The sequence below is a fragment of the Mesorhizobium sp. M1142 genome, from assembly GCF_040318565.1.
Taxonomy (GTDB): domain Bacteria; phylum Pseudomonadota; class Alphaproteobacteria; order Rhizobiales; family Rhizobiaceae; genus Mesorhizobium.
In genome coordinates this window covers 17,686-37,413 of the sequence record NZ_JAMYMK010000022.1, presented here as the reverse complement: position 1 = coordinate 37,413, position 19,728 = coordinate 17,686, and the positions used below count along the sequence as shown (strand labels likewise).

General features: G+C 59.1%; 14 protein-coding genes and 2 pseudogenes. 8 read left to right on the top strand and 8 right to left on the bottom strand.

The window, feature by feature from the left end:
- Window positions 1-28 precede the first annotated feature (28 nt).
- The 5 genes from NKH42_RS26635 to NKH42_RS26615 form a co-directional block, all read right to left on the bottom strand.
- Entirely contained in the window at window positions 29-1,351 is a 1,323-nt protein-coding gene (locus NKH42_RS26635) for a DUF4910 domain-containing protein (RefSeq protein ID WP_352507551.1), read from the bottom strand.
- Between the two features lie 5 nt (window positions 1,352-1,356).
- On the bottom strand, window positions 1,357-2,418 hold the full coding sequence (locus NKH42_RS26630) for an NAD-dependent epimerase/dehydratase family protein (protein WP_352507549.1): 1,062 nt from the start codon (window positions 2,416-2,418) through the stop codon (window positions 1,357-1,359).
- Between the two features lie 624 nt (window positions 2,419-3,042).
- Window positions 3,043-3,390: a polysaccharide pyruvyl transferase family protein gene (locus NKH42_RS26625; protein ID WP_352507548.1), complete on the bottom strand. Its 348-nt coding sequence runs from the start codon at window positions 3,388-3,390 to the stop codon at window positions 3,043-3,045.
- 382 nt (window positions 3,391-3,772) lie between these two features.
- Window positions 3,773-5,203, bottom strand: coding sequence for a DUF4214 domain-containing protein (locus NKH42_RS26620; protein WP_352507547.1), 1,431 nt, complete (start codon window positions 5,201-5,203; stop codon window positions 3,773-3,775).
- 307 nt (window positions 5,204-5,510) lie between these two features.
- A complete protein-coding gene (locus NKH42_RS26615; protein WP_352507546.1) occupies window positions 5,511-6,578 on the bottom strand; it encodes a glycosyltransferase family 2 protein in 1,068 nt (355 codons plus the stop codon).
- Window positions 6,579-6,850: 272 nt separating this feature from the next.
- Here NKH42_RS26615 and NKH42_RS26610 point away from each other — a divergent pair, with 272 nt between their 5' ends.
- The 5 genes from NKH42_RS26610 (at window position 6,851) to NKH42_RS26590 (ending at window position 13,949) form a co-directional block, all read left to right on the top strand.
- Window positions 6,851-7,960, top strand: a complete 1,110-nt coding sequence (locus NKH42_RS26610) for a hypothetical protein (protein WP_352507545.1) — start codon at window positions 6,851-6,853, stop codon at window positions 7,958-7,960.
- Entirely contained in the window at window positions 7,957-9,450 is a 1,494-nt protein-coding gene (locus tag NKH42_RS26605) for a lipopolysaccharide biosynthesis protein (RefSeq protein ID WP_352507544.1), read from the top strand. The genes NKH42_RS26610 and NKH42_RS26605 overlap by 4 nt, the downstream gene beginning before the upstream one ends.
- Before the next feature lie 485 nt (window positions 9,451-9,935).
- Window positions 9,936-10,832: a glycosyltransferase gene (locus NKH42_RS26600; RefSeq protein ID WP_352507543.1), complete on the top strand. Its 897-nt coding sequence runs from the start codon at window positions 9,936-9,938 to the stop codon at window positions 10,830-10,832.
- Between the two features lie 1,082 nt (window positions 10,833-11,914).
- Window positions 11,915-12,934 (top strand): oligosaccharide flippase family protein, encoded by a 1,020-nt coding sequence (locus NKH42_RS26595; RefSeq protein WP_502899871.1) that lies wholly within the window; start codon window positions 11,915-11,917, stop codon window positions 12,932-12,934.
- Window positions 12,935-12,956: 22 nt separating this feature from the next.
- On the top strand, window positions 12,957-13,949 hold the full coding sequence (locus NKH42_RS26590; protein ID WP_352507589.1) for a glycosyltransferase family 8 protein: 993 nt from the start codon (window positions 12,957-12,959) through the stop codon (window positions 13,947-13,949).
- Here NKH42_RS26590 and NKH42_RS26585 read toward each other — a convergent pair.
- Window positions 13,900-14,305, bottom strand: a pseudogene (locus NKH42_RS26585) (glycosyltransferase family 2 protein). The gene NKH42_RS26590 and the pseudogene NKH42_RS26585 sit on opposite strands and share 50 nt — an antisense overlap.
- Window positions 14,306-14,373: 68 nt before the next feature.
- The gene (locus NKH42_RS26580) at window positions 14,374-15,648 is read right to left on the bottom strand and encodes a glycosyltransferase family 4 protein (RefSeq protein ID WP_352738784.1); all 1,275 of its coding nucleotides are present in this window, start codon (window positions 15,646-15,648) and stop codon (window positions 14,374-14,376) included.
- A 192-nt stretch (window positions 15,649-15,840) separates the two neighbouring features.
- Here NKH42_RS26580 and NKH42_RS26575 point away from each other — a divergent pair, with 192 nt between their 5' ends.
- Complete coding sequence (locus NKH42_RS26575) at window positions 15,841-16,971, top strand: glycosyltransferase family 4 protein (protein WP_352507541.1); 1,131 nt, start codon at window positions 15,841-15,843, stop codon at window positions 16,969-16,971.
- On the opposite strand, the gene NKH42_RS26570 is transcribed toward NKH42_RS26575, so the two are convergent.
- Entirely contained in the window at window positions 16,964-18,196 is a 1,233-nt protein-coding gene (locus NKH42_RS26570) for a glycosyltransferase (protein WP_352754405.1), read from the bottom strand. The genes NKH42_RS26575 and NKH42_RS26570 overlap by 8 nt on opposite strands.
- A 245-nt stretch (window positions 18,197-18,441) precedes the next feature.
- Here NKH42_RS26570 and NKH42_RS26565 point away from each other — a divergent pair, with 245 nt between their 5' ends.
- Window positions 18,442-19,314 (top strand): glycosyltransferase family 2 protein, encoded by an 873-nt coding sequence (locus NKH42_RS26565; protein WP_352507539.1) that lies wholly within the window; start codon window positions 18,442-18,444, stop codon window positions 19,312-19,314.
- A 13-nt stretch (window positions 19,315-19,327) separates the two neighbouring features.
- Window positions 19,328-19,726, top strand: a pseudogene (locus tag NKH42_RS26560) (polysaccharide biosynthesis/export family protein); the annotation flags it as partial.
- Window positions 19,727-19,728 lie beyond the last annotated feature (2 nt).

The window sequence follows — 19,728 nt, the reverse complement described above, 5'->3', positions numbered from 1 at the left end:
AGACTGGAAGCGAAAGGTTCAACAGCGCTCATGCGGGCCCCTCGGCCAGGAGACCGTGATCTGACAGTAATCTCGCGGCGGCGGCCAATTCCCTGAATGGCAGACCCGAGCACTCCGCCATCGAAAGAAGCGAATGCTGTCCGTCGGCGAGATTGAGCACCCAAAGCAGGGACATCGAGGTTGCTCCCGAAGACTTCTGCCCTCCCAGGGCTGCGTAGAGGCCGCGTCTGCCGAGCTGTGGTTCGCCCTTGGGAAAAAGGTTCGAAGGCGTCCAGTCCCCTTCGACGATGTCGATCACATCCGTCAGAATCCGGAAGGAGTCTTCCAGGTGCTCCGGGCCGATGAAGTCGAGATTGTCGGCCGACGTGTGGTATTCGGGGAAGGTGCCGTGGACGCTTCGCTGAAACATGCCGACTGGAAGATTGAAGCCCGGCGAACAATATTGCCTCTCGTCATAGCCGTAAGGGGAGAAATCCATCAACTTTGCCCCTGCTTCCTGCCCGAGCACATGGGCCATGGCACGGTCGATGAAGGCGTCGCCTTGACGACTGCGCTTGTATGCCGGGCTAGCGGCATCGCCAACGCATGACAGCACCAAACCGTGGTCGATCAGATGTGTCCGGTCCTCGTTGAGCGACAGCCATGCAATGGAGCCGATCGTACCCGGAGCGAACAGGAAGCGGTAGCTGTATCTTGTTTTCCTTGCCTTCAGGCTTCTAGCAAGGGTTGCCAGCAGGGCCAGGCCTGAACAGTTGTCGTTGGCCAGTGACGGGTGGCAGATGTGTGCCGAAAGAAAGAATTCCCGCTCCGTCTGCCCGCAGTGCAGGTATTCGCCGTAAGTGAGACTGCCGTCCTTGAGTTCAGCATCGATCTCCACCCGATAGAGGCCGTCGGGCATCTTGGCGACACATTCGTAGGCCACGCAGAAGCCCCATGCCGGGGCGTAATAGCAGGTGCGGTATGGGATCACCTCTGGCTGTTCAGGCAGCGTATGGATGTGCGGCCGCAGTTCGTCGAGCGGCAGGACTCCCTTGAAGGGTACGCTGTAGTTGACGACGTGCAAGTTGGAGTCGGCGAAATCCACGACCGTTTTCCCGTCCGGGCCTGTGATGCTCGCCGAGCGGATGTTCCACTCCCTCGGAACAGTCCAGTCGAGCACCTGCGTCCCGGTGGGCACTTCGTGCCTTTCCAAATCAACGTGTCCCGATAGGATATCCAACGTTTGTCGCACCCCATCTCCGGTGATGCTCCTGCAGATCGGAAAGAGACGTTCGACCAAGGCATAGATTTCCTGGCCAACGCCGAAAGAAGACGGCGGCGGCCCGAGTCCGTAGGGGTTCAGGTGTTCCATTCCCATTACTCGGCTGCGACATCCAGCGTTGTCGAACGTTCAGCGACCCGCATGCGCCCGACTAAAAGTCCGTTGGCCAAAAGGTACCGGATATGGCCGATGCGCTGGAAGCGGGGCCCCTCGAATTCCTCGAGAGTAACATTCGACTTGCGGTAAGCTTGGTAAAGCTGCTCGGCACCCTTACGCGCATCCCATTGCGGTTTGAAGGCAGGCAGGGTACGCGCAATTTTGTCGAAGCTGACGCGATAGGATCGTTTGTCGGGTCCAGCATCGGACGCGAATTCGAGTCGGCAGCCCGGCACGACCTCGGCGACGATCTTGGCTATATCGCGGATCCTGTAATTGTGATCCGTCCGACCCACATTGAAGGCTTCGTTGTGAATGATCTCGCGCGGTGCTTCCAGTCCGGCAATAAACGCCCTGGAAATGTCCTCGATGTGGACGATCGGCCGCCACGGTGTCCCGTCGGATTTCAGGAGGATCACCCCTCTGGTAACGGCCCAGGCGACAAGATTGTTCAGCACAATGTCGAAGCGGAGCCGGGGCGACAGCCCGTAGGCCGTGGCGGGCCGGAAATAGGTCGGAGAGAAGCTGCTGTCGGCCAGTTCGGAAATATCCCGTTCGGAAAGCACCTTGGACCAGCCGTAGGGCGTAACCGGCTTGAGCTCGCCCGTTTCGTCGACCATTCCGTCGCCCGCCTGTCCGTAATTGCTGCACGATGACGCGAAGAGGAAGCGCGACACGCCCGCCTCCTTGGCCGCCTTCGCGAAGCGGACGCTACCCTTGTGATTGATCTCGTAGGTGATGTCTGGATCGAAGTCGGACAGCGGGTCGTTGGAAAGAGCCGCCAGGTGAATGACGGCGTCGAATCCTTCGAGGTCGCGCGCTTGCACGTCCCTGACGTCCTTTTGGATGGACGGGACGGAAGCCTGCTCTCCTCCCCAAGCAAAGGTGCAGCGCCGGTACAGGTCGCTATCGTAGCCTGTTACCGAATGCCCAGCACGGAGCAGCATCGTCACCATCACCGAGCCGATATAGCCTTGATGACCGGTTACTATGACTTTCATCGCACACCTCTTCTCGGGCGGATATGATCACGCAGAGGCTACGTGGGCTGAGAGGAGTGGGGGAGAACGCCAATGGGCGATCAGGATGCCCCGTTGGACGAAGCCTTACCGTCGGCTACCTCTTTCGGGCGGTGAGCCCCTAGTCCTTTCGACGGCTTTTCCGTCAAAGGATGGTCGAGAGCAGGAATTCGTGCTGGACTTCGAGGCTCTCCCTGAATTTTTCGACGCTGTTACGGACCCTGCGCGCATGTTCTTTCCCGATGCGCCACAAGCCACTGCCTGATCAAGATTTCGACATCGAAGCTTTCGACGCGCTGGCAAGATTCTGACGGAACCGCTCTGACCGGGCAATTGGTCGTTCTTCAGCGCATAGCCCAGTGATATCAGGGGCTTTCCCGCCATCAGGGCGGCCACAATACTGGAAGCGGATCGCCACCACGAGATCGGTCAGGGCGAGTTGGCCGAAGACGTCGCGAAGGGAATGGACGGGTGGGCACGAAAGCCCTTGGGTATCAGTTTCGCCCAGGGCCGCCAGGACCGCCTCGACCGCGGGAGTATCACCTTCGTCGCCTGTGCGAGGGCGGACATTGTAGCCGCTGGCCAGGAGGTAGGTGACGAATATCGCTACTTTGGCAAATAAGATTCAGAGATGCCCAGCCCGCGCTCCTCGAAACCGCACCAGCCGCGGTAGTTCATTACGCCGACACCGACCGTGAGCGGGTGTGAAGGGTCGGCATTGGCAGATTGCGGAACGGGCAGCGTGAAAGCGAGATCGGGATCCATCGACTCCCGGCTGGTGTCGACGCCGACGCTTGCCATGAATTCCCTCGAGGCAGTGTCCCTGTAGCTCCGGTAGTCCGGCATGCGGGCCGCGCTTGTTATCAGCCATCGGCTGACGCGATGTCCCACCGGCCCGGCACCTACACTGACAAAAGCAATGCGCGTTCCGCGAGATGCGCTGCAAGGCACCATTTGAAGACGTCGAAGGGCATGCCCAACGGGCGGTCGCCGAAATAGTCAAGGATTCCCGTTCCAGGCACGACTATGACTTTCGCCTTGCGGATGTGCCGGACTGCACGGAGGAAATCCATCACCTTGCGGGGGATTTTCAGGAAAATGCAGTCGAGAAGGCCGGCGATCCCCTCTCCTCTCGCGATCCGCGCGTTGGGTTGCTTCTCCTTGAGGAACAGAGCATGGATTCGGGCGAGCCGTCATTGCCAAGGTTGCCGCAGCCGAACAGGCCCAAGATGGCGATGCCCGGTTCCCTGCCGCCGGCGGTTGCCGCTGCCTCGCCTTGCGGTCGTGGCAAGGCCGCGACCTCCCGTGGCTCACGTATGGCGCCCATTGGCTCTGCTCACTCAGGGTTCGGCACCGTGGAGGTTTCGCGGATGGCGGCGTGCCTGGATTTGAACTCCGCCGAAGTGATGATTCCGAAGGCCACGGCCTCACGCGTCATGGAACCCGCACGCAACTGGCGGGTGTAGCTTTCCAGTCCGTAACCGTCCGCGGGATGGTTCAGAAGCAGCAAATACAAAAAACCGACATAGTCGCGGTCCGTTAGGCCGATCGTGGCATATCTGGTTTCGTATTCGTCCGAGCGCATCATTTCCATGATCATGTCGGCGAGTTTGGTGTCTCCGCTTTCAAGTGCCGCCGACCATTGATTCACGCTGGCCGTGTCGCCCTTGTGGCCAAGGATGAGGCAGTAGACGAAACTTGCCTGCCGCACCTGCGTGGACTGGTCTGCAGCCATGGTCTCGGTGTCGCAGTCCCGATGCGGCTTGGTCAGCGGCAAAGGACCGCGGGTGAAGTCCCGTACCGTCTTGTAGGCAGGCTTCGGTTCACCGGTCACCCATTTGCCATCGGAGGGACCCACGAGCCTCACCAACCCCATATTGGCTTCGAAGCTCGGGGCCCAGTAGGTCTCATCGAGCAGTTCGTAGATGTGTGCGGCCTCGACCTTGTACTTCTCCTTGAGTTCGCGAAGCCGCGTCATTGCCTGCTTGATACCGTCGGCCTGCTGCCGCTCGCTGCGCTGACTTCCGGAAGGATTGTTGAATTCGGTGACCCAGATCGGCTTGCCATAACCAGAAATTTCGCGGAAAGCCCATTCTGGATCTTCGCCGTACATGTGCCAGACCGAGATATCCCAGGCGATCCCGTCGTGCTTCATCCGCGCGAACGCGCCGGTGTGGCCCCATCCGGCGGTGCCCAAAGCCTTCCTGATCCCCGGGTCGACCTCTGTCATGCCGTCGGACAGGCCTTTGAGGACGGCGCTCACCTTCACCCAGCGCGGGCCGAAGTAGTCGAGCGTTCCCATTCCTCCTGCCGGCCCCCATCCACATGGATATTGCGAGCCGTCGTCGCGTTTCTCACAGGGCTTGATGATGGCATAGTTCTCCATCTCGTTACCGAGTTCCCAAACCCGAATGTCGTTCTTGAACCTGGTGCCGAGGGTGACCGCCAGTCTCCGGGCATTCCCGTAGAGCTCGTCCGGGTTGTCCTTGTCCAGGTCGACTCCGGGCGTGATGAGGGGCAGGATCTCGATCCCTCTCGTCTTTCCCGCTTCGACAAGGTGGGCAAGGCTATCTACCTGGTCCTCTGCCGTGACGTTGACCCGGTACGATTTGAGGCCGAGATCCTTGATGAAATCGAGTTGCCTTTCGACCGGGATGCCCGGATAGGAAACTATTGGATGGCCATTGATGCCCCAGAGGAAATCGGCGGATGCAGGCGCAGCTGTTGCGAGCAGGCAGGCCGCAGCGATTGCAAGACGAAACGACACGGCACACGGGCCTCCCTACCCCACTTCGAAATTCGGGATAGTGGGGATTGCGTACGCTGGGCGCAATTTGCTCATACGGTTGAGTGGAAGCTCTCGTTACCGCTTTAGACGGTGTTCATTCTCTAGCCTATTTGGACGGCATGACCTTTAGACGGTGTTCAATCCCTAGCCTATTGGACGGCATGACCTTCACCCGGTTTGTCAGACTATCCGAGCGGGACGCAGAGGAAGTGAAAGATTCTCCGATTTCTGTCTGCCGGATCTCTTTAAAAGCGCGTTGCGCCTGGCAAGATTCACGCGGGGTACTTCAAGTCTCTGTTTTTGTGCAATGCTTGCGGTTGGCACTCTGGTCCGCTGCACTAATACTTGGTCCATACGAGGCGGCACGACCTCTCTTATCAGCCCGTTCAAATACCTCGGAGAATACCACTCGGATCCGAGAGAGAACATCCTTTCTCCTGAAAAGATGAGCAACGGGAGGGAGGACTGCCAAATGCGGCGACAGGCTGAAGGCGAACTTGAACAGACCAAAGGCCTCACGATACCTACCCCGGATCAGATGTGATACGGCCGACCAGTAGGCATCACAGGCCAAACTCACTCGCGCGAGCATAAGCAACTTGCCTGATTGGTTTTTGACCATGCTGTAGGACGATAAGAAGGTCTCGATGGCCATATACACGGAATCCAGTCTAAGCTTGAAGTCCTGCCAGTAAGCGCTCGAAATATTGCTCCTGTGCTCCCTTCGGATTCCCTGAATAGTATTTGTCTCAGCAACATCCCCGATACTGGCCAGCCGCATCAGCATCTCAAGGTCATTGGTGAACGGCAATTCCCTGATGTAATAGCCTGCACGTTTCTGCGCGACCGTTCGTACCAATATGAACCCGACCGGCCGTTGCAAGGGGCGGCGGCAGACATCCTCTATATATTCTGATCCAGAAATAATTGTCCAAGCCGGCGGCTCTGCAGCGGTCAACTCGGTCGGCAGAGCACCCTCGACATTAAGGATTTGTGCCCCCCCTTGCGCGACGGTTAGTGTAGGATGTTTCTCCATTATAGAGATGGCACGTGACAGACTGTCGGGCACAAGAATATCGTCGGAACAAAGTATCATAAAGTAATCCGCTCTCGCCTGGTCGATGCCTTCGTTCATGGAGGCCATAAGCCCGACATTGACCGGATGGGCGATAACTTGGATCCGCGGATCGGCGGCCGCTAAAGCACGGGCTACCTCGAGGCTGTTATCAGTCGACGCGTTGTCTATGACGAGCACGCGCAAATTCTCTACATCCTGCGACAGCACACTTTTGATACAGCCGGGCAGGAAGCGCCCGAACTGATAGTTCGGAATGACTACGTCGACGCTGGGCATGAGCACACTCCAGAAGATTATTGCACAGCGTCGGGAAACCGCTCCGCACTAGCGATCCGACATCTTCGCACCGAGCCGCTTTCGGTGGTCAGGAAACTTCTGCGTGGGCCCACGTTTGCATCGTAACAATAGGATAGCTACTGGTCCACTCAATCAAAAGTGGAGGGTAGCTACCGCTAATTCGGGGCCGGCTGTCAGAGTCTAGAGATGGTATGGTTTTGACACTAGGCAAATGACATTGTTCCGGAGCGCGCTGTGAACGGGGGTGCTGCATGTCACTGAGGGTCGGAGACTGGGTCGAGGTGCGGTCTAAGGAAGAAATCCTTCGTACACTCGACAAAAATGGTCGGCTTGAGAAGCTCCCTTTTATGCCACAAATGTTTCGATATTGTGGCCTCCGCTTTCGTGTTTACAAGCGCGCGCACAAGACGTGTGACACGATCAACTTTGCTGGCGGACGTAAGTTATCCGGCGTCATCCATCTTGAAAAACTGAGGTGCGACGGCAACGCGTTTGGAGGCTGTCAGGCGGCGTGCCTGGTTTTCTGGAAGGAGGCATGGCTTAAGCCTGTGGACTCGCCGTCCTCGAATGGGGCTGTCTCGCTTCCGACTAAGATGGCGGACGGAACGGGTTGCACAGAAAGCGATGTGCTGGCTGGTGCGCGCGCCAAGAATCAGCCTTTGTCGGGTGGTCCGAGATACTCATGCCAAGCCACAGAACTTCTGGAGGCGACTACCCCTCTTCCTTGGTGGGATGTTCGGCAATATGCGGAAGACTATGCATCGGGAAATGCCGGCGCATGGCGCCTCTTCGCCGGGTTCGTCTATGCAACGATATTCAGTTGCTATCATTACACGCGCCGTTTAGGCCTCACCAGGTTGTCCTTGGGTGTCAGCTGGGTTTATGACAAGGTGCAGCACCTCTATGGTGGCGTTCCTTTCCCGCGATATCGGGGATCAATCCCTACCGGCCAGCCGGTTCCGACTGTCAAGCTTGATCTCCAACCCGGCGAGTTGATCAGGGTTAGATCCTATGAAGAAATCCTCGCGACCTTGGATGCCGACAACAAGAGCCAGGGTCTTACTTTCGATGCGGAGATGGTTCCCTATTGCGGTCATATCTTCAAAGTCAGATCACGCGTGACAACGTTCGTTAATGAAAAGACCGGACTTCTTACCAATCTCAGAGGGCCGGCCGTTATCTTGGAGAAAGTCTGGTGCAACTCGCGGTATAGCGATTGCCGGATGCAGTGCCCAAGAGCCATCTATCCTTGGTGGCGAGAGATATGGCTCGAGAGGGCCTCTGGCGACATGACTGATCAGAGAAGGCACGCGCAGACCGCTCAAACGGAGCCAAGCGCACATGCAGCCAGTGATACATGACCGACAAGACCCCGACCGCGAAAGGCGAGCGCCGTAACCTTAAGAGCGAAGCCATTCAAAGTGGCGTTGCCAGGATGGTGAGCCAGGGCGCGAACCTGATGCTCAGGGTGGGCTACATTGCCACATTGGCACGCCTGCTCAGCCCTAACGATTTTGGTCTGGTCGCGATGGTGGTGGCACTCACAGGCATTTTGGATGTCTTCACCACCGCCGGGCTTTCCTCCGCGACAATCCAAAGGCATGAGATTTCGTTCGAGCAGGTCTCGGCCCTGTTCTGGATCAATGTACTGGTAGGGATCCTCCTCACACTGGTCTGCGCCGCAAGTGCCTACCTCATCTCCACCTTCTACCATGAGCCGCGCCTGCTCTGGATCACCATCGCGATCGCTCCAGGTTTCCTGCTTAACGCGGCCGGTGTGCAGCATGCCGCTCTGCTGGAGCGCAATCTGCGTTATGTCACCCTGAGCGGAATCGATACAGGCGCCCTGTGCCTGGGCATCATGGCCGGTGTGCTGCTGGCGTTCCGTGGCGATGGGTACTGGGCACTGATCGCCCCGACCCTTATCTCACCGGCGGTCAGCAGCCTGGGCTACTGGATCGCCACTGGGTGGATTCCTGGACTCCCTCGGCGCGGCGCCAATATCGGCTCGCTCTTGCATTTCGGTGGAATTGTCACGCTGAACGGCCTTGTCGTCTATATTGGCTACAATGCCGAGAAAGTCCTTCTCGGGCGGTTCTGGGGCGCCGGATCACTTGGATTATATGCCCGGGCCTTCCAGTTGATCGGCATTCCCACGGCGACCATCAACAGCGCCGTCGGTGCGGTACTGTTCTCGGCGTTATCGCGGATGCAGCATGATCCCGCGCGGTTACGGAACTTCTACCTCAAGGGATACTCGATCGTCATCGCGGTAACGGTTCCCATCACAATGTTCTCGTTCCTGTTCGCACACGAAATCATCACCGTGGTGCTAGGCTCGCAGTGGACGGAGGCGGCGACTATCTTCCGGCTGCTCACCCCTACCATCTTGGTGTTCGGGATCATCAACCCCACATATTGGCTGCTCATCTCGACCGGCAGGCAGAAGCGCAGCCTGTATCTGGCCTTTGCCATCGCCCCTCTCGTCATCGTTTCCTACTGCGTCGGGATTTCCTTCGGCCCCGAGGGAGTGGCTCTGAGCTACTCGACGGCGCTGCTGCTCTGGCTCTATCCCCACCTGGCGTGGAGCCTGCATCGTACGCCGGTTTCAGTCGGGGATCTGTTGCGGACGATCATGAGGCCGTGGATGTCCGGCATCGTGGCCTCGGCGGGTGCGCTGGCAGTCCAGCGCTATCTCGGCCCCGAGGTTCCTTCGCTTCTGCGGCTCGTGGCGGGAGGGGTGGTCCTGACCAGTATCTACGGATTCGTCTTGCTGTTCGTGTTGGGGCAGATCAAGCTGTTCCAGGATGTGCTGCTGAGCTTCCGAGGCGAGGCGCGGGCCGGCGCTTGAGGCAGTTGGCAATGGCGAGGCCTGGCGCGCAGGATGAATGTCTTGGCTGTGGAAACACGCCTTCGGATCGCCTGACGTTTTGGATAGATTGGCGCCGGGCGGCGAAACTCTTACTGCCCGAGAGAAGCCCCTAGGGGTAGGACATGGCTGCTATAGCAATCGTCCATAGCTATCCGTACGACGCTTTCTTCGGCGGGGACGGTGCCTATATTCAGGCCTTCGGCCAATATCTTTTGAAGTCCGGGCACGAGGTACACGGGTATGTATCCGACATAGCGCGCGGACGAAGGAGCCCAATCTGCAGGAGTGCATATGAAATAGAAGAATATTTTTCGTGGCAGGTTCGTAAAAGCATCAGGTTGGGCCGGAGGACATTTCTATCCACAGAACTGCTTGGCCTCAGAAATCTGGCCGGATCGTTCCTCGGACGGAGAGCCGCACCGGTTCCCCCAGGGACGGAATGTCCCGAGGGAGAAATTCAGTGGGTGCTGGAACGTATCGATGCACTGAGACCGGACGCAGTCATACTGTTCCATGAGGCGGTACATTTCGCTCCCTCTCTCTCTCGCAACGGTCACAGGATTTTCTCGCTCGTTGGCCATCTTCAGCACCGCAGTGGGGCGTCGCACTGGGAGGCTGGAGGAAACCATGGCGCGGGCAAAATCTTGGCTGAGGAGCAGAGACTGTCCCACTCGCTGAACGCGGCGGAGTGCGTCGGTTTCAACAGCAATGATGACGCTTCCTACGCCCGCGACCGACTCGGGGTAAGACACGTGATCCCTCTCGGCATGGGCTTCAGCAATCACGAAAAGCCGCCGGAAAGCAATGAGCCCGTCGTCCTCTTTGTTGGGAATGCCACAGACCCGAATCGTGCCGCGCTCTCGTGGTTCCTGTCGGAGATCTGGCCAGCGGTTCGAATCTTCTGCCCCACGGCAAGGTTTCGGATCGTCGGAACTATTGCCTCCACGCGTGAGGCTACGCCGGAGGCGGACGGCCTCGAGCGTGTGGGGCCGCTCCCGGACCTTGGTCCCGAATATCGACGCGCCCAGCTTGTCGTGGCTCCGCTCGTATCCGGTACTGCCGGCGTCAAGATCAAGGTGGCCGAAGCCATGTCTTACGGCCGCCCCCTCGTGACGACCTCAATAGGGGTGGACGCCGGTGACGCCCATCAACTCGATGAGGGAGCGATCGTCGCTAACGGCGCTGCAGACTTCGCGCAGGCGGTCATCGCGCTGTTGAGCAATACGGAACTCCGGCGTCAGAAATCCGAAGGTACTGCCCGTGTCTTCGCCAATCTCTTTTCTTACGATGCGTGCTATGGCCCGTTCCTGTCCTGGCTCGGCAAGGTAGGCCAGGTGGCTGAAAACAAGCCGCCTTCATAGATGGCGTAGGGAGGCAGGGCCTTCTCGAGCCTTAGTTGGATTGACGGAGCGATGTGACTCGGAGCGGGCAGGCAAAGAACACACGACTGATAGGGTGGCCGGCAGGCCCGCGGCGTCTGGTCCGTGCGGGTCGGTCCATTCGTTCATCGTGCTCTCCTGGAGATCAATCCGCGGACTGGCAGCCGCTTAACTGTCGAACTCCCCGAAATCGCCTTGGAGTGAAGAAGCGCAAGCATGCTTTCCGAGGCATGGCTTTTCGACAGCGTCTGCCTTGGCCAGCTCTCAAGCACGCAACCGCTATGTTGCCGGAGGGTGGCGGGCTGGTGCAAAACTCAATCATAATGTTGGTCCGCTACTCGGCTTCCCTGCCTTTCCTCACTCAATCCCCTTTCTGGCCATCTCGCGATCGGTGTCGTCGGCTACGCACTTGTCGTCGGATCGGGAAAAGCAGGTCCGCGTGTTGGGGGCATCGCGGCCTCCGGGGGAAATCGGCCGTCCACTCGACGACTGCAGATAGGGGGCTGCGTTTTGCACCGCTACTCCTTTAGACGGGGGCCTTCCCTAGCCTTTTAGACGGCATGACCTTCCAACCGGTGTGTCGGACTATCCGTGCCGCATCCAGGCGGCCGCGCCCGGCCTGTTGGGGAAGAAGGGCACGCATGCTTTCTGTAAAACGCGACTCCTTATGAGCACAGGTGAACGCTACGTCCTGCTCGTTACGAATTTTGTCACTGCAGCCGTAGTCTCGCGAATATTGACGCCCGAGGAGATCAGGTCTCGGTGATCGGCATGGCCATCCTGGCGATTGTCATGTCCATTTAGGGAGTTCTCCAGTTCGAACTTCCTCATCCAGCGCGACGAACTGAGCCGCGAGGATATCGGGGGCCTTCATGGTGATATTCATCCTTACGGGAATCATCGCCGCCGTTCTTGTCGCCGTTCCCCTGGCGTGGCGTCGCTTTACGGGGAGCCGAATCTTGTTTCCTACTTACGGGTCATCTCGATCTGCCTTTTCCTCGACGCCTCATTCATCCTGATCAACGCTCTCCTGCGGCGGGAAATCCTTCGGCAAGGTAGCGGCCATCAACATAACAGGGACCACGACGGGTTCCGCGGCAACAATCGCGCTGGCGTTGGCGGGCTTCACCTACATGAGCTTCGCCTGGGGCTGGTTGATCGGCAGCGGTCTTGCCGCAGGCGTCGCCCTCGCCTTGCGACCCCATTTCTGGATGTTCAAGCCGTCCCTGGTCAACTGGCGCGGAATGACCTCGTTCGGTGGATACAACGGCGTTGTCGCCATACTTTACGGCATCTTTGACGCCCTGCCCCTACTCCTGTTGGGGCGCCTCGTGTCACCGCATACGGCAGCCTTGTTCAGCAGAACCCTCTTGATCGGCCACATACCCGACAAACTGGTCCTCGGAGGTGCCATGACGGTCGTGCTGCCCGCCTTCTCCGCCGAGGTTAGGCAAGGCAGGGATTTGAAGGGCCCGTATCTCGCCGCCCTTTCTCTTGTCACCGCACTCCGCTGGCCCGCTCTCCTCGTGCTTTCGGTTCTGGCTTACCCCGTCGTGGTCGTGCTCAGTCATCAATGGATCGAGGTCGCTCCGCTCGTGCAAGTCGTCGCAGTCGCGCTCCTCTTCTCCTTCAGTTTCGAACTCAATTACCCGGTGATGGTTGCGGTGGATGCGACTTGTTTATCGCGCACTGATCGTCTTCCCGCTTTCCGGCATTCTCCTGTCCATAGCCGTGATCTTCGGCGGACTGCAGGCGGCCGCCTGGTGCATGCTGGTGACCTTCCTTTCCAGGCATACGTTGCCTTGAGCTTCGTTCGGCGCAGGCTGGGACTGAGACGCAGGGACATCGCTGCAGCGCTATGGAGAAGCGCTGTCGTGGCCATGGCGAGCGCGGCTGCTCCGCTGTCCGTGATCGCTTTGTCAGGCTCCGGCTTCGCCCTTTTGTTCGGGCAGGCATTCGGGGCGGGATTGTTTGCGTTGAGCGGATGGGCAACAGCATTGATTCTTACCCGACATCCGCTCTTTGACGAGATAATGAAGACCATCCCGGTATTCCGGCGAGCCAAGCTCCGCCCGGGTGAATGAGGCTTGCGCATAGGAGAATGTTCTGTCAGCAACTCCTTCGGAAACAAAAGGCTCTGCGATAGTCCTTATTTGTAACGAGAACTATTTGCTGCCGACCTTCTCGGCGGCTCTTTCGGCTGATCACCACACAGCGGCTGATGTGCCGGTCTATATATTCGTGGTCAATTCCGATCCCGGATGGGCCAGCCAGTTCGACCATGCGGTGGCGGGCACCAAGATCAGGATAGAGGCGGCTCATCTATCTCAGCTCGAGGAAGCAACCCGGTTCCACCGCGACAGATATCTGCCCGCGATCGCACTGGCTCGGCTCTGGTTCGACGGGTTGCTCGACCAGGAAATAGACAGATTCTTCTACATCGACGGAGACACGATGGTCGACGGAGAGTTGGACAGCCTCTTGGCTGTGCGGCCTTCCCCCGGAAGGATCATGGCGGCCCCGGATGTAATGCGCATGTTCATGGACGAGAAAAGCCGGGGCAAGAAGCACGAGCTCGCCTACCTGAACGGCTTGGACTGCGATGCAGACAGCTACTTCAATTCGGGTGTGATCTACACGTCGCGCGAGGCTTGGAACAGCATCGTTCCGGAGGCGCTGGAATTCCTATTCGAGCACCCTGAAGGCTGCCGCTCGTCAGATCAGAGCGCGCTGAATCACGCCGCCTACGGCCGCGTTGATATGCTGCCGCTCACATACAACTACCAGAGCGAGCACATGATGGTCCTCGACCCGCGTAGGAACGGGTTCGCGCCGGCAATTTGGCACTTCACCGGCGGGCCAAACCCTTGGGATAGGCCGGGATGGCCTTGGGACGAGTATTTTAACAGATTCCACCGGATGGCAGAGCTGCTGCTCGTAGACTGCGATGTGAAAACGCCGAAGCCGCCTGAGGCTCAGATGCGCGCGGGAATTTCGCATAGGCGGCGGACAAAAAACAGGCTCAACTGGATCTACCCATGGCGCAAGATCACGAGGAAGGCAAAAATCCTGCGACTCTTATCTGCCGGATCCCTTTAATTCCGACTTTTTCCGGAAGGGCCGCTGTTGCGCGTTTGAGCGCCTTCGCTCCGTGGCCGAGCGTGTCTGCTGCGAGAATGTCGTCGGCGCAAAGGTTCATGAAGTAGTCGGCCTCGGCCCTGTCGATGGGTTCGTTGAAGGAGACGTTGCGCCCAAGGTTTTTCTCGTGGCAAACGACTTCAACCCTCGGGTCCTGTGCCGCAAGACCTTGCCACCCCGATGCTATCGTCCGTCGAAGCGTTGTCGATGATGATCTCCCTGAGGCGTTCGACATCCTGGGACAGCACGCTGCCGACACACTCGGACAGAAAATGCTCGTAGTTGTAGCACGGTATAACGACGTCGAGGCTTGCCAATTGGCTCTCCCGCTAGCCCTTCACTGTTTTCGGCTTCCTGGCTCTGCTTGCCGCAGATTGCCAGCCGGTCAATTGCGGAACTCCCCAAAATCAGCGTCGACCTGTATCATGAGTTCGAGGTATTTCCACGCAATCCATCGCCAGGAATAACTGCTCGCCCTGGCGTATCCCTTGGTGATGAACCGCTCCCGCAACGCTGGGTCGAGCATCAGCAGGCGGACGGTTTCGGCCCACAAATGGACGTCGTCGGGATCGGCATAGAGAGCCGAATCCTCACAGATTTCGGGAAGACACGGCGAGGTCGAGGCCACGACCGGGCAGCCCGACGCCATCGCTTCGACGGCGGGTAGCCCGAAACCCTCGATCCGTGACGGGAACAGGAAGCACAGGGCGCCTTCGAGCGCCTTCTTAAAGTCGTCGTCCCCTATGCGGCCAAGGAGGACGATGTTCCCGGGCATTTCCGGGACGTACCGCAGGACCGTGTTCTCATTGACATCGCCGGGCATCCAGAGATCGAGACCCATCCCATCGAGGAGCGGGGCCAGCTTGGCGAGAAGCCCCATGTTCTTGTATTCTTGGTCCCGCCTTCCAAGACAGAGGACGTACGGCCTGCCGCGGTCCACGGTCAGTGACGATCTTGCTGCATTCCATCTCTTGGCATGGTCGCTGCCGTTGTAAGTGACGACGATGTTTTCCGCTGGCGCGATCCCGAATTTGACAAGATGGCTGCGCGAGAGTTGCGAGACCGTCGTAATGCGGGCGGCTCGCCTGCCAAGTGCCGGCAAGATCAGTCGGTGCGCCCACCTGAAACCCCGCCCGTAGCTCGACGGCATGAGCCTAGTGTGCATATCATGGATGCACGCGATCTGGCGCTTCAGCACGATGGGAGCGAGGTTGCAAAAGCTTAGCAATCCTCCGGGCACGTGCCAGGGCAACTGCGCCTGCACCCACAATTGGGGAAGTCGCGGCAAGTTGAATTCGGGAACGACTCGGGTGGAGATGGCGTTGAGGCGGAAAGGTTCGGAAAGCGGACGCGGCACCACGAGATCGATCTCCAGATCGCGACCAAGCGGGTGCCCTTCCGAAATGAGGGCGTCGAGAGCCATGGTCACCTCGCTGGCGTAGCGAGCTATTCCGGTCGGCCTGAGCGTGGTGAAGTCGCCGTTTATCGTCCAACGCCGCCTCGCAGTTTCGCTGTCCGCCCACGTCCTGCCGGGATGCGCGACCAGATATTCGGAATGTTCGGCAAGCGATCTCGCCAGCACTGTGTCGGCGCTGTTTCTGTTCACCTGTTTGGGCCGTCTTGGTGGCCACTTTGTCGTATCGGTTTCGAGATTGCCCATGTCGCTCCCCCGCCCTTTCGGCGTCGCGAGCCAGACTAGCATTCTCGGGGGTGCAAGGGTCCTCAGACGTTTGAGGTAGGCACACTATCCCCCTCGCCTATCTGGATGATTCCCGGTCAGCCCCGATGACCCAATGGCCGTGATGACCGCCCGTCTTCGCGGCTGCACACTGAGGGTTAAAAAGGGGAACGCATGGCACGGCGTTGGACGATAAATGGGCGTTTTCTTTCCCAACCGACGACAGGCGTCCAGCGCTATGCGCGCGAGGTCGTCCGTTCGCTCGACGCTTTGATCGCGGAACAGGAGCCTCTCGCGCGCGGTCTCGAAGTCGGACTACATTGTCCACCGGGGTCGGGCGACATCCCCCTCGTTTCCATCGAACGCCGCGAGATCGGCAGCAGGAGGGGGCATGTCTGGGAGCAGGTGCAGCTCCCGTCATCGCTAGACGGCAGCGGACTGCTCAGCCTCTGTAACACCGGACCGCTGCTTTCCCACAAGCACATCGTCTGCATTCATGACGCAAACGTCTGGAACGCTCCGCAGAGCTATTCCATCGCCTTTAGAATAGTGTACAGGAATCTGTTGCCATGCCTCGGCAAGACGGCGTGGGGTATTTCGACGGTTTCCGATTACTCGTTGGGCGAACTGGTCCGCCGCCGCATCATCCGGGAGCAACAGGCTTTCGTGGCGCCAAACGGCCACGAGCATGCTTTGCGGTGGAAGCCTGAACACTCGGCAGAGACACGCCTGGCGGCCTCGCGGGAAACCATCGTTATGATCGGCAGTGCCGCACCCCACAAGAATGTGGAGCTCATCCTGAACATGGCTGACCATCTTGGCGAGGCCGGACTCAGGATCGCGATTGTCGGGATGTCGGATTCCCGTGTTTTTAGATCACCATCAGCCCGGGCCGAAGCCCGAAACATTCACTGGCTAGGGCGCATTTCCGATGGCGAGTTGGCGGCCCTCCTTAGGGACTCACTGTGTCTAGCTTTCCCCTCCCTTTCAGAGGGCTTCGGCCTCCCGGTCCTCGAGGCGATGGCGGTCGGCTGCCCTGTGGTGGTTTCCGACCGCGCCAGCCTGCCGGAAGTCTGCGGGAGCGCAGCCCTGTTTGCACCTCCCGACGACCCGGAAGCATGGTTCGAAAGCTTCGTGCAGCTTCACGGTTCTCAGGCCTTGCGACTCCAGTTGATAGGCAAGGGCAGGGCGAGAGCCTCGGCATACAGTTGGAGGGCTACGGCCTTACGCTATCTCGGGGTAATGGCTGCCGCCGACGGTATCGATACGGAAACGAAGGTCGTCAGAGCGCGCGAACTTACGTGATCTCGTGAAGTGCCTGGACAGCTCCGAGCGATTCCAGGATCGCGCGGTCGAAGTTCTCTTCGGAGAAGCGTCCTGCATTCCTGGCGCAGGCGCGGGGCGTGATCGCATAGCTGTTCTCTTCGAACCATTCGACTGCCTCCTTGAGGTGATCGACAGTTTGAGCCTTGAACAGCACTCCTGTCGGTTCGAGGGATGATCCAAGGCGCTGCACGATGTCTGCCGCCCCACCGCGGCCGAAGGCAATCAGTGGCGTTCCGCAGGCCTGCGCCTCGGCCAGCGCTATGCCGAAATCCTCGCAGCCCGCAAAGACCATGGCCTTTGCCCGCGCCAAGGTGTCCACATAGTCTTTCCGAGGCAGATAACCCGAGAAGGTGACGTTCGAGCCGGCAAGCGCTCGCAGACTGGATGATTGCTGCCCTTCGCCAACGATGATTAGCCGCCGCGACGGCATTTCGTTGAAGGCCCGGATGACGAGGTCGGTGCGCTTGTAAGGGGCGAGGAAGGACGCCGAAACGTAGTAGTCGTCCTTGTCCTCCACGCAGGGCAGTTCTCCCAGAGAGACCGGCGGGAAAACGACGCGTGCCTGGCGCCCATAAATGTGCTGGATTCGGGAGCGGACGTAGTTCGAATTCGCGAGCATCATATCCGGGCCGTGCGCGGTTCTCGTGTCCCATGTCCTCAGCCGATGGAGCATGTACCGATAGAGCATTCCCTTGGGACCGAAACCAAGCCGCGCTTGCTGAAGATAAGAAAACTGTTCGTCCCAGGCGTAGCGGACGGGGCTGTGCACATAACAAAGGTGCGGTTGGTCCGGCCTGGTGATCACGCCGCGCGAAAATGCGGCTGACGACGAGATCACCGCGTCGTAACCTGTCACATCGAACTGTTCGATCAGGAAGGGGCAAAAGAAGAAGAGATATCTATAGAATTTGTGCACCATTGGTATGCGGTTGGCTGCGGACGTATGGAATTCTACGTCGCGGAAATATTTCTCCTTTACATCGGCTGGCAAGAAATCGAAAAGCGTGAAGACTTCGGCATTAGGAAACTGCTTGCAAATTTGCGCCAGAACCCGTTCACCTCCCCGGAAATTCGGGCACCAGTCATGAACGACCGCGATCTTCGCGTACCTGTCGACGCCGGGCCCCGGCGCGGCGGGCAACTCCTCGATGGGCACGTTGACCTTGGCCGCGATGGCCAAATCGGAAGAGCGTTCGTGGAGCATGGTTCGCCTAGCCTCAGCAGGCCAGCAGTTTCCATTCCGTGTTATGGCTCCGGCAAGTTGTCCGATCGGTTACAGGTTGATCCGGGTGCATGCCTGCCTAGTACATATGGCTGTGGGGCATTCACCCGCAGTACTCACAAAGCCTGTGTCCCGAGGTAGGCCAAGCTCCTGCCGTCCCCTTTTATGCAGGCTGTCTCGGTCCTCTCGTCGGCTTACGGTCCGCGGGAACCGAAACGGGATCCAGCATGAGACTCGCCGTAATCATCCCGACTCTTGGCCGCAGCGGACAGGTCGCGCGCCTGCTCAGATATTTGGGTGGCCAGACGAGACTTCCCGACGAGGTCATAGTGTCGGCGCCCGACGCCGCGCATGTCGAGCTGCCGGAAAGCTGTCCTTTCCTTTTGTCGCTCGTTTTCGGGCCGATAGGATCGTCTGCCCAGCGGAACACGGCTCTTGTACCCTCCCTGGAGCGCTTCGATATCATCACATTCTTCGACGACGATTTCGTTCCGTCCGCCGAATACCTGGAGCAGGTCGAGAAGGCTTTCGTTGAAAATAGCGGCTGGGCGGTGGTGACGGGCGCGGTCGTCAGGGACGGGGCCAACAACGCGGGGCTCACCTGGGAAGACGCCGAAGCCGCCCTGCGGGAGGCCGAGGGTAAAAAACAAGACGGACCATCGGTGGTAGATCATGTCGGTGCATACGGATGTAACATGTCCCTCCGTTCCTCCTTGGTGGGCGGTTTGCGCTTCGACGAACGGCTCGTCCTCTATGGTTGGCAGGAAGACATCGACTTCACCAGCCAGATGAGATCCAAAGGCCGAGTGGTCTGCGTGACTTCAATCAGGGGCGTCCATCTCGGCATCAAGACAGGGCGTGTCAGCGGAGAGCGGTTCGGATACTCCCAGGTTGCGAATGCGATCTACCTGATCAAGAAGGGCACTGTTCCGGCCTCTTTCGCGCTTCCCCTGATGTTCAGGAACATAGCGGCCAACCTCGCAAAGAGCCTGTGGCCCGAGCCGTTTGTCGATCGGAGGGGCAGGCTCAGGGGCAACATGCTTGCGATCCTGCACGTGGCTACAGGACGGATCGAACCCGAATACATCCTGAAAATCTGATGTGAGGAAGACAATGCGAAAATGGCTGGTCAGGGTGGTGGCGGCTTCACACGTGGCCGCGGCCTGCCCCTTGCCGACGGTGGCTGCCGAGTATCTCCTGGGACCGCAGGATAAGGTCAGGCTCAAAATTTACGAGTGGCGCGCATCACGCGATGTGATCTTCGAATGGACGGCTCTCAACGACGATTTCGTTGTCGGCGCCGACGGCACGCTCTTCCTTCCATTTGCGGGCCAGATACGCGCGCAAGGCACCGCCCCCGGCGACCTCGCCCGCGCGATCAGCGACCGCCTGACGCAGCATATGGGCCTCGGCCGCCAGCCGGATGTCGCCGTCGAAATCGTCCAGTACAGACCGTTCTACATAGTCGGCCACGTCGCGCAGCCCGGCGAGTTTCCCTATAGGCCCGGACTGAC

Excerpts from the sequence above, each read along its gene's own strand:
- NKH42_RS26635 (WP_352507551.1), bottom strand. The coding sequence starts at position 1,351 with ATGGAACACCTGAACCCCTACGGACTCGGGCCGCCGCCGTCTTCTTTC.
- NKH42_RS26630 (WP_352507549.1), bottom strand. The coding sequence starts at position 2,418 with ATGAAAGTCATAGTAACCGGTCATCAAGGCTATATCGGCTCGGTGATG.
- NKH42_RS26625 (WP_352507548.1), bottom strand. The coding sequence starts at position 3,390 with ATGGTGCCTTGCAGCGCATCTCGCGGAACGCGCATTGCTTTTGTCAGT.
- NKH42_RS26615 (WP_352507546.1), bottom strand. The coding sequence starts at position 6,578 with ATGCCCAGCGTCGACGTAGTCATTCCGAACTATCAGTTCGGGCGCTTC.
- NKH42_RS26610 (WP_352507545.1), top strand. The coding sequence starts at position 6,851 with ATGTCACTGAGGGTCGGAGACTGGGTCGAGGTGCGGTCTAAGGAAGAA.
- NKH42_RS26605 (WP_352507544.1), top strand. The coding sequence starts at position 7,957 with ATGACCGACAAGACCCCGACCGCGAAAGGCGAGCGCCGTAACCTTAAG.
- NKH42_RS26580 (WP_352738784.1), bottom strand. The coding sequence starts at position 15,648 with ATGGGCAATCTCGAAACCGATACGACAAAGTGGCCACCAAGACGGCCC.
- NKH42_RS26575 (WP_352507541.1), top strand. The coding sequence starts at position 15,841 with ATGGCACGGCGTTGGACGATAAATGGGCGTTTTCTTTCCCAACCGACG.
- NKH42_RS26570 (WP_352754405.1), bottom strand. The coding sequence starts at position 18,196 with ATGCTCCACGAACGCTCTTCCGATTTGGCCATCGCGGCCAAGGTCAAC.
- NKH42_RS26565 (WP_352507539.1), top strand. The coding sequence starts at position 18,442 with ATGAGACTCGCCGTAATCATCCCGACTCTTGGCCGCAGCGGACAGGTC.